General features: G+C 64.2%; 14 protein-coding genes. 10 read left to right on the forward strand and 4 right to left on the reverse strand.

The window, feature by feature from the left end:
* Positions 1-320 precede the first annotated feature (320 nt).
* From AC56LV_RS08215 to tssA, 7 genes are all read left to right on the forward strand, one after another.
* Positions 321-809, forward strand: a complete 489-nt coding sequence (locus tag AC56LV_RS08215; RefSeq protein WP_499556894.1) for a MarR family winged helix-turn-helix transcriptional regulator — start codon at positions 321-323, stop codon at positions 807-809.
* Positions 806-1,651 (forward strand): CPBP family intramembrane glutamic endopeptidase, encoded by an 846-nt coding sequence (locus AC56LV_RS08220; protein ID WP_499556895.1) that lies wholly within the window; start codon positions 806-808, stop codon positions 1,649-1,651. Before AC56LV_RS08215 ends, AC56LV_RS08220 begins: the two co-directional genes overlap by 4 nt.
* 148 nt (positions 1,652-1,799) lie before the next feature.
* Positions 1,800-3,008 carry an efflux RND transporter periplasmic adaptor subunit gene (locus AC56LV_RS08225; RefSeq protein ID WP_499557983.1) on the forward strand — a complete coding sequence of 403 codons (1,209 nt, stop codon included), beginning with the start codon at positions 1,800-1,802 and terminating at the stop codon, positions 3,006-3,008.
* Positions 3,009-3,014: 6 nt separating this feature from the next.
* Entirely contained in the window at positions 3,015-6,182 is a 3,168-nt protein-coding gene (locus AC56LV_RS08230; protein WP_499556896.1) for an efflux RND transporter permease subunit, read from the forward strand.
* A 7-nt stretch (positions 6,183-6,189) separates the two neighbouring features.
* Positions 6,190-6,870: a winged helix-turn-helix domain-containing protein gene (locus tag AC56LV_RS08235; protein ID WP_499502895.1), complete on the forward strand. Its 681-nt coding sequence runs from the start codon at positions 6,190-6,192 to the stop codon at positions 6,868-6,870.
* The gene (locus tag AC56LV_RS08240; RefSeq protein WP_499556897.1) at positions 6,867-8,297 is read left to right on the forward strand and encodes a sensor histidine kinase; all 1,431 of its coding nucleotides are present in this window, start codon (positions 6,867-6,869) and stop codon (positions 8,295-8,297) included. Before AC56LV_RS08235 ends, AC56LV_RS08240 begins: the two co-directional genes overlap by 4 nt.
* 78 nt (positions 8,298-8,375) lie before the next feature.
* On the forward strand, positions 8,376-9,491 hold the full coding sequence (tssA, locus tag AC56LV_RS08245) for a type VI secretion system protein TssA (protein ID WP_499556898.1): 1,116 nt from the start codon (positions 8,376-8,378) through the stop codon (positions 9,489-9,491).
* A gap of 451 nt (positions 9,492-9,942) precedes the next feature.
* On the opposite strand, the gene AC56LV_RS08250 is transcribed toward tssA, so the two are convergent.
* The 3 genes from AC56LV_RS08250 to AC56LV_RS08260 form a co-directional block, all read right to left on the reverse strand.
* A complete protein-coding gene (locus AC56LV_RS08250; protein ID WP_258834683.1) occupies positions 9,943-10,596 on the reverse strand; it encodes a YitT family protein in 654 nt (217 codons plus the stop codon).
* A gap of 215 nt (positions 10,597-10,811) precedes the next feature.
* Positions 10,812-10,961 carry a hypothetical protein gene (locus AC56LV_RS08255; protein ID WP_499556899.1) on the reverse strand — a complete coding sequence of 50 codons (150 nt, stop codon included), beginning with the start codon at positions 10,959-10,961 and terminating at the stop codon, positions 10,812-10,814.
* Complete coding sequence (locus AC56LV_RS08260; RefSeq protein ID WP_499556900.1) at positions 10,948-11,877, reverse strand: LysR substrate-binding domain-containing protein; 930 nt, start codon at positions 11,875-11,877, stop codon at positions 10,948-10,950. Before AC56LV_RS08260 ends, AC56LV_RS08255 begins: the two co-directional genes overlap by 14 nt.
* Before the next feature lie 94 nt (positions 11,878-11,971).
* Here AC56LV_RS08260 and AC56LV_RS08265 point away from each other — a divergent pair, with 94 nt between their 5' ends.
* Positions 11,972-13,054 (forward strand): tartrate dehydrogenase, encoded by a 1,083-nt coding sequence (locus tag AC56LV_RS08265; protein ID WP_499556901.1) that lies wholly within the window; start codon positions 11,972-11,974, stop codon positions 13,052-13,054.
* A gap of 63 nt (positions 13,055-13,117) precedes the next feature.
* Positions 13,118-13,600, forward strand: a complete 483-nt coding sequence (locus AC56LV_RS08270; protein WP_499556902.1) for an RDD family protein — start codon at positions 13,118-13,120, stop codon at positions 13,598-13,600.
* Here the strand turns inward: AC56LV_RS08270 and AC56LV_RS08275 are convergent, their stop codons facing one another.
* On the reverse strand, positions 13,601-14,767 hold the full coding sequence (locus tag AC56LV_RS08275) for a mandelate racemase/muconate lactonizing enzyme family protein (protein WP_499556903.1): 1,167 nt from the start codon (positions 14,765-14,767) through the stop codon (positions 13,601-13,603).
* Positions 14,768-14,863: 96 nt separating this feature from the next.
* Between AC56LV_RS08275 and AC56LV_RS08280 the strand changes: the two genes are divergently transcribed.
* On the forward strand, positions 14,864-15,757 hold the full coding sequence (locus AC56LV_RS08280) for a LysR family transcriptional regulator (RefSeq protein WP_499556904.1): 894 nt from the start codon (positions 14,864-14,866) through the stop codon (positions 15,755-15,757).
* Positions 15,758-15,824: the final 67 nt, after the last annotated feature.

Here is a 15,824-nt window from a genome sequence, read left to right on the forward strand (position 1 = left end):
ATACGTGGCGACGCAGAGCGCAGCCAGGATGATCCCCATTGTGCTCGCCCGCCTTCCCAGGTAACGCCACCGCGGTGTGCATAGCGCCCAGACGACTCCCGCTGCTACCAATGGACTGATAACAGCGCAAAGCATGAATAGCAGAACGAATAAAAAGGAAAAAGGCACGCCTGTGTCTCCTGGTTGCTGATTCAAGCGCTGCACGTCCCATCTTGCCTGGTCCGGCTGTGCACTGCTACACGTTTTTCATGAGCCGCTTTAATTTTGCCTCGTCACAAGGCAGCTTGTAAATTTATATAAGCGCTTATACAAATAAGTGTATGATCAATTCCATGAAACAAGGACTCGGCACCAAGTTGCGCCATCTTATCGAGCTGCTTGACGGCGCAGTAGCTGCTTCCTATACGGAGGCCGGCCTGAATTACCGCCCGCGCTATACCCCCGTCATGCGAGCACTGGCGGTACGTGAGCCGCGCACTATTGGCGACATTGCCGCAAGTGCTGGCATCACGCAGCCGGCGGCAACGCAGACCCTCGCATTGATGCTGAAGGAAGAGCTGGTCATCCGCATGTCATCCGAAGATGGACGGCAAAAGCTGATCGGGTTGTCGGAGAAAGGGCGCGCGCTGCTGCCGCAACTGCAGCGCTGCTGGGGGGCGACGACTGCGGCCGCTGCAACGCTGGATGCAGATCTGGCATACCCGCTGTCGGAAGTATTGGCGCAAGCAATCGCTGCGCTGGAAGCACGACCGTTCGGCGCACGGATCCATGCCGCGCGCGAGCGGACCAACCACGAGGAGCCGTCATGAGTACCCAGCAATATGCCGTACCTTCCGCAATGCCGCTGCGCACCCGCATCCTGCACTATCCTTTGATCCTGGCGATCGTGGGCATCCTGGCGACAATCGTGCCGATGTTTGTCACGCTGGGCCTCACCGAAATCGTGCCGAAACCGCTGCGCCTCGGCTGGCCCATGCTGCTGTCGGCTGCTGTCGCGGTAGCTGGCTATCGCTGGTTTGTCATGCGTCTGGAACGCCGCCCGGTCACTGAGCTGGCTCTGGCTGGTGCGGGACGTGAACTATGGCGCGGACTCGGCATCGGCGTGCTGCTCGTCGTGGCGACGTATTCGGTGTTGCTGGCCAGTGGCGCCTTCATCATCACTGGCGCAGTAGCGCCGGGCGTGCTGCTGAAGCCTTTTCCTGAACAAGTCATGGTGGCCATCTTCGAGGAGATCGTGTTCCGCGCCATTGTCTTCGGCATGCTGCAGAAATTCTGGGGCACGAAAATTGCGTTGGGCGTGTCGACCGTGATTTTTGTGGTCGCCCACATGCCGAACGAAGGTTTCAGCGTGCTCAGCGCGGCGATGACGGCGGTGGCATCGCTTGCCCTCTCCGGCGCCTATCTGCTCTCTGGCCGTCTGTGGCTGCCGATCGGCCTGCATTTCGCATGGAATTTCTTGTGTGATGCCGTGTTCGCGGTCTCTGTCTCCGGCCACCCCGCTCGCGGCTGGCTTCAGGTATCCACAAGCGGTCCAGCATGGCTCTCTGGCGGGGATTACGGCATTGAAGGTTCCATCGTCACCGGCATCACATGGTCCATGGCTGCCATCGCGCTGCTCGCGATCGCATACCGACGCGGTCACTGGCGCTGAAGCTGAAGCTGAAGCTGAAGCTGGCAGCGCCAACATTAACGATATTTAACGAATTAGCCACCCCCGTTTAAGCCTGCGCCGGGCATAGTCGAAGGTAGGGAACAATACGCTCTCCACCTTGCAAACGGATCCGACACCCATGCCCTCGATGACTCTTCCGCGCCGCCCGGCGCTGGCGACCGCCATAACGGCCGCCGCGCTGCTTTCTGCCTGCGGCAAAGACCCCAAGCCTGCCCCGCCTGCGGTGCCCGAAGTCGCCATACTGACCATGGCCACCACGAACGTGGCGCTGAACATCGCCCTGCCCGGCCGTACGGCGCCGTTCCTGCTGGCCGAGGTCCGGGCGCGAGTGGACGGGATCGTGCAGGAGCGCCGCTTTAACGAAGGCGCCGACGTGCGCAAGGGCGAGCCGCTGTACCTGATCGATCCGGCGCCGTACCGCGCCGCCGTCAAGAGCGCCGAAGCCGAGCTGCAACGGGCGCAGGCGACGCTGGCCAGCAATGTGTCGCAACTGAATCGCAACCGCGTGCTGGTGAAGGAAAATGCGGTGAGCAAGCAGGAATTCGAGACCGCCGAGGCGGCGCAACTCGAAGCGGCGGCCGATGTCGCAGCCGCCAAGGCCGCCCTTGAGGTGGCCCGCATCAACCTCGGCTACACCACCGTGACCGCGCCGATCGCGGGCCGCAGCAGTGTGTCGGCCGTGACCCAGGGGGCGTATGTCCAGGGCAGCGCCGCCACCCTGATGACGACGATCCAGCAGATTGATCCGATGTACGTCGACCTGCAGCAATCGAGCAGCGAAGGCCTGGCGCTGCGGCGCGAGATCGCCGCCGGCCGCGTGCGCATGGAAGGTACCGATGCCGCCAAGGTCAGCCTGCAACTGGAAGACGGCAGCACCTACAGCCGCAGCGGCACGCTGGCGTTTTCCGGCGTGACGGTCGACCAGGCCACCGGCTCGGTCACGCTGCGCGCGCGCTTCCCGAACCCCGACAAGCTGCTGCTGCCCGGCATGTTCGTGCGCGCGAGCGTCAGCCAGGGCGTGCGCCAGGGGGTCATGCGCGTGCCCGCGACGGCCGTGACGCGCACGCCGCAGGGCACGGCCACCGTGATGGTCGTCGGCCAGGACAACAAGGTCGCACTGCGCACCGTGCGCACCGGCGCGCTGGTCGATGGTTTCTGGCTCGTCGACGACGGCCTGAAAGCTGGCGAACGCGTGATCGTCAGCGGCGTGCAGAAGCTGCGGCCCGGCACCGTGGTCAGGGCGGCCGCGCCGGCAGCGCCAGCCAGCGCAGCACCAGCCAGCGTCGCAGCACCGGCGGCGGCGCCTGCCGCAGCCACCGCCGCGCGCCAGGAATAATCGAAGATGCCAAAGTACTTCATCAACCGTCCGATCTTCGCGATCGTCATTTCGCTGCTGATCATGCTGGCCGGCGGCATCGCGCTGCTCAAGATGCCGATCGAGCAGTATCCGCCCGTCTCGCCACCATCGGTGCAGATCCAGGCGACCTTCCCCGGCGCGTCGGCCGAGACCATGCAGAACACCGTGATCCAGGTGATCGAGCAGCAGATGACCGCGATCGACAACCTGCTGTACATGCAGTCGACCAGCGATGACACGGGCCAGTCGACGACGTCGCTGACGTTCGCCGCCGGCACCGATCCCGACATCGCCCAGGTCCAGGTACAGAACAAGCTGCAGGCGGCGGTGCCGCGCCTGCCGAGCGAGGTCCAGCAATCGGGCCTGCGCGTGACCAAATCGACGTCCGACTTCCTGATGGTCGCGGCGTTCGTCTCGGACGACGACAGCATGACCAAGTTCGACATCGCCAACTACGTCGCCTCGAACATCCAGGATCCCCTCTCTCGCATGCCTGGCGTGGGCAGCATGAACCTGTTTGGCACCCAGTACGCGATGCGCATCTGGCTCGACCCGGTCAAGCTGACGAGCTTTGCACTGACGCCGATCGACGTAACGGACGCAATCCGCGCCCAGAACGTGCAGGTTTCGGGCGGCCAGTTGGGCGGCCTGCCTGCGGTGCCAGGCCAGACCCTGAGCGCCACCATCAACCAGGCGACGATGCTGCGCACGCCCGAGGAATTCAAGCGCATCCTGGTCAAGGTCCAGCCGGACGGCTCGTCGGTACGCATCGGCGACGTCGCGCGCGTGGCGCTGGGACCCGAAAACTACAACGTCGACGTGCGCTACAACGGCAAGTCGGCGTCAGGCCTGGGCATCCAGCTCGCGCCGAACGCCAATGCGCTCGACACCGCGGATGCCGTGCGCGCACGCCTGGAAGAGCTGGGCGAATTCTTCCCGCCCGGCCTGCGCACCGTGTATCCGAACGACGTCACGCCCTTCATCGAAACGTCGATCAAGGGCGTGACCCACACGCTGATCGAGGGCATCGTGCTGGTGTTCCTGGTCATGTACCTGTTCCTGCAAAACTTCCGCGCCACCCTGATCCCGTCGATCACGGTGCCGGTGGTGCTGCTGGGGACCTTCGGCATCATGTCGGCGCTGGGCTTTACCATCAATACGCTGTCGATGTTCGGCCTCGTGCTGTCCATTGGCCTGTTGGTCGACGATGCGATCGTGGTGGTGGAAAACGTCGAGCGCGTGATGCACGAAGACGGCTTGCCGCCGAAGGAAGCGACGATCAAGGCCATGGGCCAGATCACCAGCGCGCTGATCGGCGTGGCCCTCGTGCTGTCGGCCGTGTTCGTGCCGGTGGCCTTCTCGAGCGGCACGGTAGGCGCAATCTACCGCGAATTCTCGCTGACGGTCGTGGCCTCGATGCTGCTGTCGGCATTCATCGCGCTGACGCTCACGCCGGCGCTGTGCGCGACGATGCTCAAGCCGGTCGACCCGGACCACCATGAAAAGAAGGGTTTCTTCGGCTGGTTCAACCGCTCGTTCGACGCGACGCGCGACCGCTATCTGGGCGGCGTGACACGCATCCTGGGCCGGCGCGCGCTGTGGATGGTGGTATACCTGGTGCTGATCGGCGCCGTCATTGCGCTCTTCATGCGTCTGCCGGGAGGCTTTTTGCCGAAGGAAGACCAGGGCTATATGTTTGTCCAGGTGCAGACGCCGGCGGGCAGCACGCAGGAAACGACAGGCCGCGTGCTGGAAGAAATCAGCCAGTATCTGCTGAAAAATGAGTCGAGGATGGTCGAGGCAACGCTGATCGTGAATGGCGCCAGCCAGCCGCAGCGCGGCCAGAACCAGGGCCGCCTGTTCGTGCGCCTGAAGACCTGGGATGAGCGCAAGGACGACGCGTTGGGCGTGTCGGCGCTGGCCAATCGGATTACAGCGCGCTACGCCAACTACCAGGGCGCGACCATCAACACGGTCGAACCGCCATCGATCCGCGGCCTGGGCTCGGCCAGCGGCTTCTCGCTGCAACTGCAGGACCGCGGAGGCAGGGGGCACGACGCGCTGGCCAAGGCGCGCGACCAGTTGCTCGAGCTGGCGCGCAAGGAGCCCAACCTGCAGCGCGTGCGCTTCACGGGCCAGGCCGACAACGCCACCTACAAGATCGACATCGACCGCGAAAAGGCCGCCGCGCTGGGCGTGAACCTGACTGAAGTCGACCAGACCTTCTCGACGGCCTGGGGCTCGCGCTACATCAACAACTTCCTCGACACGGACAACCGCATCAAGCGCGTGTACGTGCAGGCCGACGCCCAGTTCCGCATGAACCCGGACGACATCAAGCTGCTCTATGCGCGCAATGGCGCGGGTGAGATGGTGCCGTTTTCGAGCTTTGCCAGTGCACGCTGGGCCTGGGGTTCGCCGGCGATGGCGCGCTACAACGGCATCGAGTCGGCCGAGATTCTCGGTCAGCCCGCGCCCGGCTTCAGTTCCGGCGAAGCGATGGCGATCATGGAACGCCTGGTGGGCGAACTCCCGGAAGGTATCGGCTTCGAGTGGAGCGGCATCTCGCTGCAGGAGTCGCAGGCAGGCTCGCAGGCGCCGCTCTTGTACGCGCTGTCGATCCTGGTCGTGTTCCTGTGTCTGGCCGCGCTGTATGAAAGCTGGGCGATCCCGATCTCGGTCATCATGGTGGTGCCGGTCGGTATCCTCGGGGCCCTGAGCGCAGCGACGGCCTTCGGCATGGAAAACGACGTGTTCTTCCAGGTGGGTCTCTTGACCACAATCGGCCTGTCGGCCAAGAACGCGATCCTGATCGTCGAATTCGCGCGCGAACTGCAGATGCAGGGGATGGGCATTGTCGAAGCGGCGCTGGAATCGGCCAAGGTGCGACTGCGCCCGATCATCATGACGTCGATGGCGTTCATCCTGGGCGTGCTGCCGCTGGCGTTGTCGAGCGGCGCGGGTTCGGGCAGCCAGAATGCGCTTGGCATCGGCGTCATCGGCGGCATGCTGACGGCGACCTTCCTGGCCACGTTCCTGATTCCGCTGTTCTATGTGATCATCGCGTCGCGTTCGAAAACGCCGGTCCATATCGATGACACGCCGGCCGGCGGCGAGGCGCCGGCCGCGCCTTCGCAACCGCAAACGCATTGAGGTCGCCGTGAAACTGCTCCTCATCGAAGACAACGAGCGCGTCGCGCGCTTCGTCACCAAGGGCCTGAGCGAAGCCGGGCACACGGTCGACCATGCGGACAATGGCCGCGACGGCATGGTCTACGCCGTCAGCGAGCCGTATGACGCCATCGTCATGGACCGCATGCTGCCCGGCGGGATCGATGGCCTGGCGCTGATCGAAACACTGCGCCAGCAGGGTAACCGGGTGCCGATCCTGATCCTGAGCGCCCTCGACGGCGTGGATGACCGCATCCGCGGCCTGCGCGCCGGTGGCGACGACTACCTGACCAAGCCGTTCGCGTTCGGCGAACTGCTCGCGCGGCTGGACGCGCTGCTGCGCCGCTCGCAAAGCCAGGCCGTGGAAACCGTCATGACGCTGGGCGACCTGAGTGTCGACATGCTGGCACACCGCGTCACGCGCGCCGGCAAGACGCTGGCGCTGCAGCCGCGCGAATTCAAGCTGCTGGCCTATCTGCTGCGCCATGCGAACCAGGTCGTCACGCGCACGATGCTGCTCGAGAACGTGTGGGATTACCACTTCGACCCGCAGACCAATGTCATCGATGTCCACATCAGCAAGCTGCGGCAAAAGATCGACGCCGGCTTTCCCTCGGCCTTGCTGCGCACGGTGCGCAATGCCGGCTACATGCTGACCGACCAGCCTTGAGCGAGACGCACACGATGCTCAGGCTCCCCAGTTTTTCCGCCCGCACGATCGCCATCGGTTATGGCCTCGTGACGCTGCTGGTACTGGCGATGTTCGCCGGGCCGCTGTGGTACGCGTGGCATACCAATATCGGCGAGGTGCGCAGCCAGCTGCTCAAATCCGACGCCCAGCACCTGAGCAACCTGTTCATCCGCCAGGGCCCGCCCGCGCTGGCCGCCGCGATCGACAGCCAGGTCCACGGCGTGAACGACGGCGTGCGCAAGATCATGCTGTTCGTCGCGCCTGACGGCGCCAAGCTGGCAGGTAATCTGCAGGCGTGGCCCGAGGGCGTGCCGAACCGCGATGGCCTGTGCCGGGTGACGATCGTGGTCGACGACGTGCCGCGCAACGTAGAGCTGGTGCGCGTGACATTGGAAGACGGCTACCGGCTGCTCGTGGCCAGTAACCTCAATCGCTTCCAGAAGCTCGAACGCCTGTTCACGTATGGCTTGCTGGGCTGCGCGGTCACGGTGCTGCTCAGCGCCGCGCTGGGTGGCCTCATGATCCGCCGCGCGCTGCTGGGCCGCATGCAGGGCATCAGCGACACCACCGCTTCGATCATCGAAGGCAAGCTGTCGCACCGCCTGGTCGAACCGGGCGATGGCGACGAGCTGCAGCAACTGACGCGCACCGTGAACCGCATGCTCGACCAGATCGAGCATCTGGTGACCGGCGTACAGGATGTCTCGAACGCGATTGCACACGACCTGCGCACGCCGCTGTCCGAGCTGCGCGCGCGGCTAGAAGAACTGTCGGTGGCGCGGCCGGCGCCCGACGAAACCTTTTTCGAAATCGACGCCGCTATCGATGACGTCGACCGCGTGATGGGCATCTTCAATGCCTTGCTGCGGCTGGCCGAAATCGACAGCGGCAGCCGGCGGGCCGGTTTCGTCGATGTCGACCTGGCGGCGCTGGGCGCCGAAGTGACCGAGTTTTATGCGCCGGTCGCCGAACTGAAGGACATCGCGCTGGGCTTTGACGGCCCGGACGACCTGCACGTGGTGGGCGACCCCGTGCTGCTGGCGCAGGCGCTGGGCAATATGGTCGACAATGCGCTCAAGTACGCGCCGGTGCGCGGCGCGATCGCGATCTCCGCGCAGCGCATCGATGCCGATACCGTGCAGATCATCGTGGCCGACAATGGTCCCGGCATCCCCGTGCACGAACGCACGCGCGTCATCGAGCGCTTCTACCGGGTGGACGCGAGCCGCGGCACGCCCGGCGTGGGCCTCGGCCTGAGCGTGGTCTCGGCAGTAGCGCGACTGCATGGCGGCACGCTGACACTGGACGACAACCATCCGGGCCTGCGGGCCACGCTGCGCGTTGGCGCCATGACGTTGGCGACATCGAGCTACACTCAAGTTTCGGCTCTGGCTCCTGGCGCCTGACCGGCTGGCCGCATTTGCGCTACAGTGTGGCCTTTATTGGCGCCCCACTCTGTCGGGCCGCATTCACGGGAGAGCCCCATGCCTGAACCAGTTCCACCCAACGGCAACCTGACAAGGCGCGCCGACGACCACTTCCTGCGCCACCTCGGCATCACCTTGGAGGCGCTGGCAGCGCCGGTGGATCCCGCCAATCCGACAGGCCTGCCGGCCCGCGCAACGAGCGTCTACCGCGCCATCATCGAAGCGCGCCAGGGCGATGAAGATGTCCAGCCGCGCGGCGTCTGGCAGCGGCAACCGAAGCGCTCGGACTGGCCGCACGTCAGCAACCTGGCCGCCGGCGCCTTGCGCACCCAGGGCAAGGACCTGCAACTGGCCGCGTGGCTGTGCGAGTCCCAGGTCCACGAACATGGCCTGGGCGCGCTGGCTCCCTGCCTGCTGCTGGCGCACACGCTGTGCGAGCGGTACCCGAGCGCCCTGCATCCGCAGCTGGAACAAAACGACACCGAAGCCCGCGCGAACATCCTCCGCTGGCTGGACCAGAAGCTGGCCCCGACGCTACGCCAGTCACCACTGTTCACAACGGAAGACGGCCGTACCACGACGTGGGCTGACTGCGAACAAACCGCGCAAGAGCTTGATGGCGACGCCACGACCCGCAGCACGCTGGCAGCAATCCCACCAGCAATCCTGACCGAGCGCATCACCGCCCTGGAAGACGCGCACGCCACGATCGCGCTGCTCCACGGCACCTTCAACATCCCGCAAACCACCACCGCACCGTGCCTGACGGCCCTGTCCGACCAGGTACATGCCATCCTCACGGCACTCCACAACGAACGCACCGCACGAGTCCCAGCACCAGCGCCAGCGCCAGCGGAAGTGCCAACCGAAGCACCGTTAGAACAGACCGAAACACCAGCCACAGCAACCGCAACGAACACCCCCGCCACCCACCACTTCCGCGACCGCGCCGACGCCTACGCCTGCCTGGCCGCCGCCGCCACCTACCTCGCCCACCTCGAGCCACACAGCCCCACGCCCTACCTGATCAACCGCGCCGTCGAATGGGGCAATATGAACACCGGCGCCCTCTACCAGGAACTCTTCATCCGCTTGGGCGGCCAACTGAGCATTTTCGACATGGTCGGCACCGACATGCTTACCACCCCGCAAAACCCCACCCCACCCCAATAACCCGAATAAAAAATAGGGTCAGAGTCGAATTGTTTGACAACTTCAATAAATCAATTGTTTATTAATTCGACTCTGACCCCAATTAATTTGCAAGATTAACTGCCGAGCTTAGGGTCGGAGTCGATTTGTTTGACAACTTTGGGTAATTGCCCATTAATTCGACTCTGACCCCAATTGTTCAGAATGATTTGCAGGAGTCTATAAATGCTCTCGTGATATTAAATGCACGAGAGGATTTGCCTAGCACTAGGTAGCGCTAATAACAGCAAAAAATAATGAGGGTCAGAGTCGAATTGTTTATCAATTTTTATAAATCAATTGAAAAACAATTCGACTCTGACCCTAATTTTTATGCAATTTTTTACGGGCTCATCTGCAAGAGCCCGAATATGGCCGTTTTCTAAAGGCTATTATCCAACAATTCTACTCTGACCCTAATTGTTGGGGGGGGTCAGCTACCGAAGTAGCGGCCGGCGCGGTGCCAGGCCATGACCATGCCGCTCATGGCGACGGCGCTCAGGGCGGACCAGGCGACCAGGTGGGGGGCGACCAGCAGCAAGGCCAGCGCCAGGATGACGCTGTCGATCATGATCTGGGTGCGGCCGGCGTTGATGTTGTATTGCTTTTGCAGCCACAGCGTGACGATGCCTGTGCCGCCGACGCCAGCGCCGTGGCGCGCGAGTGCGAGGATACCCATGCCGCAGAAGGTGCCGCCGCCTAATGCTGCCACTGCCGGGTGGACCCGGTCGATCACCAGCACGAACGGCATGATCTTGAGCAGGCCCATGATCATCGCGCTGCCAGCAAGCGACTTGATCGTGAACCGCGCGCCCATGAAGAAGTAACCAAACAGGAAGAACGGCACGTTGATCATCATGAACAGCGTACCGACCGGCACGCCGGTCGAGTACGACGTCAACAAGGCGATGCCGGCGACACCGCCGGTCAACAGCCCCGCTGCATGCAGCAGCACGATCCCGATCACGACGAACAGCACCCCGACGATGATGCCGTAGACGTCATCGAGCGTCGAATGCGGCTTGACCTCGATGATCGGACGCGATGGCTTGCTGGGAGAGCCTGGATACATGACAGACTGGCTCACGCGCGCACCATCGCGCATGCAGGACCAGACCGCGATGCGCACATCGGCGCGAGCGATATCACCACGCGAGCGGGAAAGTGGCGGCGCGGGGCTGCGCACACGGAATCGGCAAGCGTCGGGCTAGAGTTCATGGTCCTCGGATGATCGGATGGGTAAGAGAAGCTGCAGGCGGCGCAGGTCTGGTCAAAAGACGCAAACACGCAAGTTACGGCGCGCTACAGCCCGCCATTATCGCCCATGTTGCGGCGCAGTGTCGAGCCGCACGAACTGCCCATGTCGTGAATGAGCGAATGGATGGTGCGCTGCACCTTGACGGTGCACGAACAGCGCCCATTGCGCCGCTGCGGTGCGCTACGCGCCAGCATCTGGTGCCCCACCCGCCGCCATATCCGACGCCAGTTCGCGCTCGAGAAATTCAACGCACACCCGCACCTTCGCCGAATTTCCCAGCCGCTGCGGATACACCGCCCACACGTTCGCCTCCTGCGCAAACTCGGGCAGGATCTGCACTAGCTGCCCGGACGCAAGCAGCGGCTGCGCATGCCAGCGCGAGCGCAGCACGATCCCGGCGCCGTCCAGCGCCCAGCGCAGCGCGATCTCGCCATGGTTGGTCGACAGCGCGCCCGACACCTTCACCGTCTCCTCAACGCCTTTCGCGCGCAGCCGCCATACGCCGAACGGATGGTCGCGCTCCTTGATCACCAGGCACTGGTGGCCCGCCAGGTCCTGCAGCGTGCGCGGCGTCCCATGCTGCGCCAGATACCCAGGCGCCGCGCACAGGATGCGATGATTGACCATCAGGCGCCGCGCGATCAGCTGCGGCGCGATCTCGTCACCGATCCGCACATCGAGGTCGAACCCTTCAGCCACCGGATCCACCAGCCGGTCGAACACCTCGAAGCGGATCTGCAGCGCCGGATAGGCGCGCGCCAGCCGGGCAATCGCCGGTGCGACGACCTGACGGCCAAAGCCGAAGCTGCTGCAGACGCGCAGCTGGCCGCTGGGCGCCCGCCGCCGCTCGGCCGATTCCTCGATCAGCTCATCCAGGCTGGCGAGGATCGCCTGCGCCCGTTCAAACGCCTGCGCGCCGTCCTCGGTGATGACGACGCGCCGCGTCGTGCGCTGGAACAGCCGCACGCCCAGCGCGGCCTCGAGCACCCCGATCCGCTTGCTGACGTACGCCGGTGACATGCCCAGCGCCTGCGCCGCGCCCGCAAACGATCCCTGACGCGCCACGGTCACGAACACCCGAAGGTCGGCATTCTCTAATAGATTATTCACGCCGCGTGTTCCTTCACACCACAATGAGCAGCATTATAAACAGCCCGTTTTGCATTATTCTTGAACCATTCGGATCAGCTCAGAGGAGACACCCATGAAAACCCACAAGATCGCCGTGATCGCCGGCGACGGCATCGGCAAGGAAGTCATGCCAGAAGGCCTGCGCGCCCTGGACGCCACCGCCAAACGCTTCGGCATCCACCTCGAATTCACCACGTTTGAATGGGCCGACTGCGACTACTACGTCAAGCACGGCAAGATGATGCCGGACGACTGGCGCGCGCAGCTCTCGGGCTTCGAGGCCATTTTCTTCGGCGCGGTCGGCATGCCCGACATCGTCCCCGACCATATCTCGCTGTGGGGCTCCCTGCTCAAGTTCCGGCGCGAGTTCGACCAGTACGTGAACCTGCGCCCGGTGCGCCTGATGCCCGGCGTGCCCTGCCCCCTCGCCAACAAGAAGCCGGGCGACATCGACTTCTACGTCGTGCGCGAAAACACCGAGGGCGAATACTCGTCGGTCGGTGGCAAGATGTTTGAAGGGACCGACCGCGAATTCGTGCTGCAGGAATCGGTGTTCACGCGCCACGGCACCGACCGCATCCTCAAGTACGCGTTCGACCTGGCCCAGAGCCGTCCTAAAAAACACCTGACCGCCGCCACCAAATCGAACGGCATCTCGATCTCGATGCCGTACTGGGACGAGCGCGTGGCCGCCATGGGCGAACAGTACGCCGATGTCAAATGGGACAAGTACCACATCGACATCCTGTGCGCGCGCTTCGTGATCTCGCCCGAGCGCTTCGACGTCGTCGTGGCGTCGAACCTGTTCGGCGACATCCTGTCGGACCTCGGCCCCGCCTGCACCGGCACGATCGGCATCGCGCCGTCGGCCAACCTGAATCCGGACCGCACCTTCCCGTCGCTGTTCGAACCGGTGCACGGCTCGGCCCCGGACATCTACGGCAAGAACATCGCCAACCCGATCGCGATGATCTGGTCGGGCGCCATGATGCTTGAGTTCCTGGGCCAGGGCGACGCCAACTACACGGCTGCGCATGACGCCATGCTGGCAGCGATCGAGCGCTGCCTGGTCGAAGGCCCACGCACACCCGACATGGGTGGCACGGCCAACACCACTGACGTGGGTCAGGCTGTCACGCGCTACCTCGCGACTTAAGCCACGCGGCGGTTGGCCAGTGCTATTGTGGGGGTCCTTACAGCACAACCAACCGGAGCCACCATGCAGCCGCACGAATCGACCGAACTGGAATACGTTGGCTTCTGGGCGCGCACCGGCGCGGCGCTCATCGACAGCATCCTGGTGATGATCGTCGCGCTGCCACTGCTCTACGCCATCTACGGCGCCGCGTATTGGGACAGCACCGCGATGGTCATGGGTCCGGCGGATTTTGTCATCAACTGGCTCCTGCCGGCCGCCTTCGTACTCGCGCTATGGATCAAGCTCTCGGCCACGCCGGGCAAGATGGCCGTTGGCGCCATCATTGTCGATGCGCGCACCGGCGGCAAGCCAAGCACGCGCCAGTTCATCATCCGCTACCTGGGCTACTACGTCTCGATGATCCCGCTGTTCCTGGGCATTCTCTGGGTCGGCTTCGACGCGCGCAAGCAGGGCTGGCACGACAAGATGGCCGGCACCGTCGTCGTGCGGCGCAAGGGTGGCGCGACGCAGCCGGTCAAATTCGACGCATCGAACCGCGCCTGATCATTCGGTCAGGCGCCGCATCTGCGCAATCAGATCGGCCTTGCCTTCAAAACCAATCCCCGGCAGATCGGGCATCGTGATGTGGCCATTCTCGACCTTCACGCCATCCGGGAAGCCGCCGTAGGGCTGGAACAGGTCGGGATACGATTCGTTCCCGCCCAGCCCCAGGCCGGCCGCGATATTCAGTGACATCTGGTGCCCGCCGTGCGGGATGCAGCGCTTGGCCGACCAGCCGTGCTCCTTCAGCATGTCGAGCGTGCGCAGATACTCGACCAGGCCGTAACTGAGCGCGCAATCGAATTGCAGCCAGTCGCGGTCAGCGCGCATGCCGCCGTGGCGGATCAGGTTGCGCGCATCCTGCATCGAAAACAGGTTTTCGTCCGTGGCCATGGGGTTGGCGTAGTAGTTGCGCAGCGTTGCCTGCAACTCGTAGTCGAGCGGGTCGCCCGCTTCCTCGTACCAGAACAGATCGTACTGCGACAGCGCCTTGGCGTAGCGGATCGCCGTGTCCAGGTCGAAGCGGCCGTTCGCATCGACGGCCAGCTTCTGCCCGTCGCCCAGCACACTCAGGATCGAGTCGATGCGGCGCAGGTCTTCGTCGAGCGAGTCGCCGCCGATCTTCTTCTTGACCACCGTGTAGCCGCGATCGAGATAGCTGCGCATTTCGTCTTTCAGCTTGCCATGGTCCTGCCCCGGATAGTAGTAACCGCCGGCCGCATACACGAACACGCGGCGCTCCGGCTGGCCATTGCCATAGCGGTCGGCCAGCAGCTGGAACAGCGGCACGCCCGCGATCTTGGCCGTCGCATCCCACACCGCCATGTCGATGGTGCCGATGGCCACCGAGCGCTCGCCGTGACCACCCGGCTTTTCGTTGGTGAACATCGTCTGCCAGATCTTGTGCGGATCGAGGTTCGCGCCCGTGTCATCCTGCAGCGAGACAGGATCTGCCTCGAGGATGCGCGGGATGAAGCGCTCGCGCATCAGCGTGCCCTGGCCATAGCGGCCGTTGGAGTTGAAGCCATAGCCGATCACGGGTTTGCCATCGCGGATCACGTCAGTCACCACGGCGACCACGCTTAGCGTCATCTTGCTGAAATCAATGTAGGCATTGCGGATCGGGGAGCTGATCGGAACGGTCTGCTCGCGGATGTCGACGATTCTCATGGCGGTGTCTCTTATGTGCTGGTTGAACGAGACACCAGATTATTCGCTGCAAGGGCGGTTATGATTGAATCTCTTTCACAGGATTCTTCACCCAAAGTGAACAATGACCTCGCCTCGCATCTCGAATTCTTTGTCCTGCTGGCCCGCCACGGCAGCCTGAGCGCCGCCGCGCGCGCACTCGACCTCACGCCGCCGGCCGCCACCAAGCGCCTGGCGCAGCTCGAAGAGCGCCTCGGCGTGCGGCTCGTGAACCGCACCACGCGCACCAGCAGCCTCACGCCCGAGGGCGAAACCTATCTGCACTACGCGATGCGCATCCTGGCCGACCTGCACGAGATGGAAGAAGCGGTATCGAGCACGCGCGCCGTGCCGCGCGGCCTGCTGCGGGTGAATGCATCGCTCGGCTTCGGGCGCACGACGATCGCGCCGCTGGTATCCACCTTCGCGCAGCGCTATCCGCAGGTGGAGGTGCAGCTCGACGTCACTGACCGGCCGGTGGACCTCGTCGCGGAAGGCATCGACCTGGCGATCCGCTTTGGCGAGCTGCCCGACCAGCGCCTGGTCGCGCGCCGCATCATGTCGAACCGGCGCCTCCTGTGCGCGTCGCCGCGCTACCTCGAACGGCATGGCACGCCCGCCAGCCTGGCGGATCTGGCCAACCACCGCTGCATCGTGCACCGGCAGAACGACGAGGCGCATGGGGTCTGGCGCCTGGAACATGAAGGCCGCGCCGTGTCCGTCAAGGTCCAGGGTGCGCTGTCGAGCAACGATGGCGACATCGTGCTGGGCTGGGCGCTCGATGGCCACGGCATCCTGGTGCGCTCGGAATGGGACCTGGCGAAGTACGTCGACAGCGGCCGGCTGCGCATCGTGCTGCCCGGGTACACGCAGCCCGAGGCCGACCTGTTCGTCGTCTACCCGAGCAAGCGCCGGCAATCGGCGCGGGCACGGGCGTTTATCGATTTTCTGGTGGAGCACTTCGGCGCCTGACGTCACGCTGAGCCGACGCAAAAACGGCCCCGATCGGGGCCGTTTCACTGACAACATACCGGAACCG

This window comes from Telluria sp. RB2R28, from assembly GCF_059685835.1.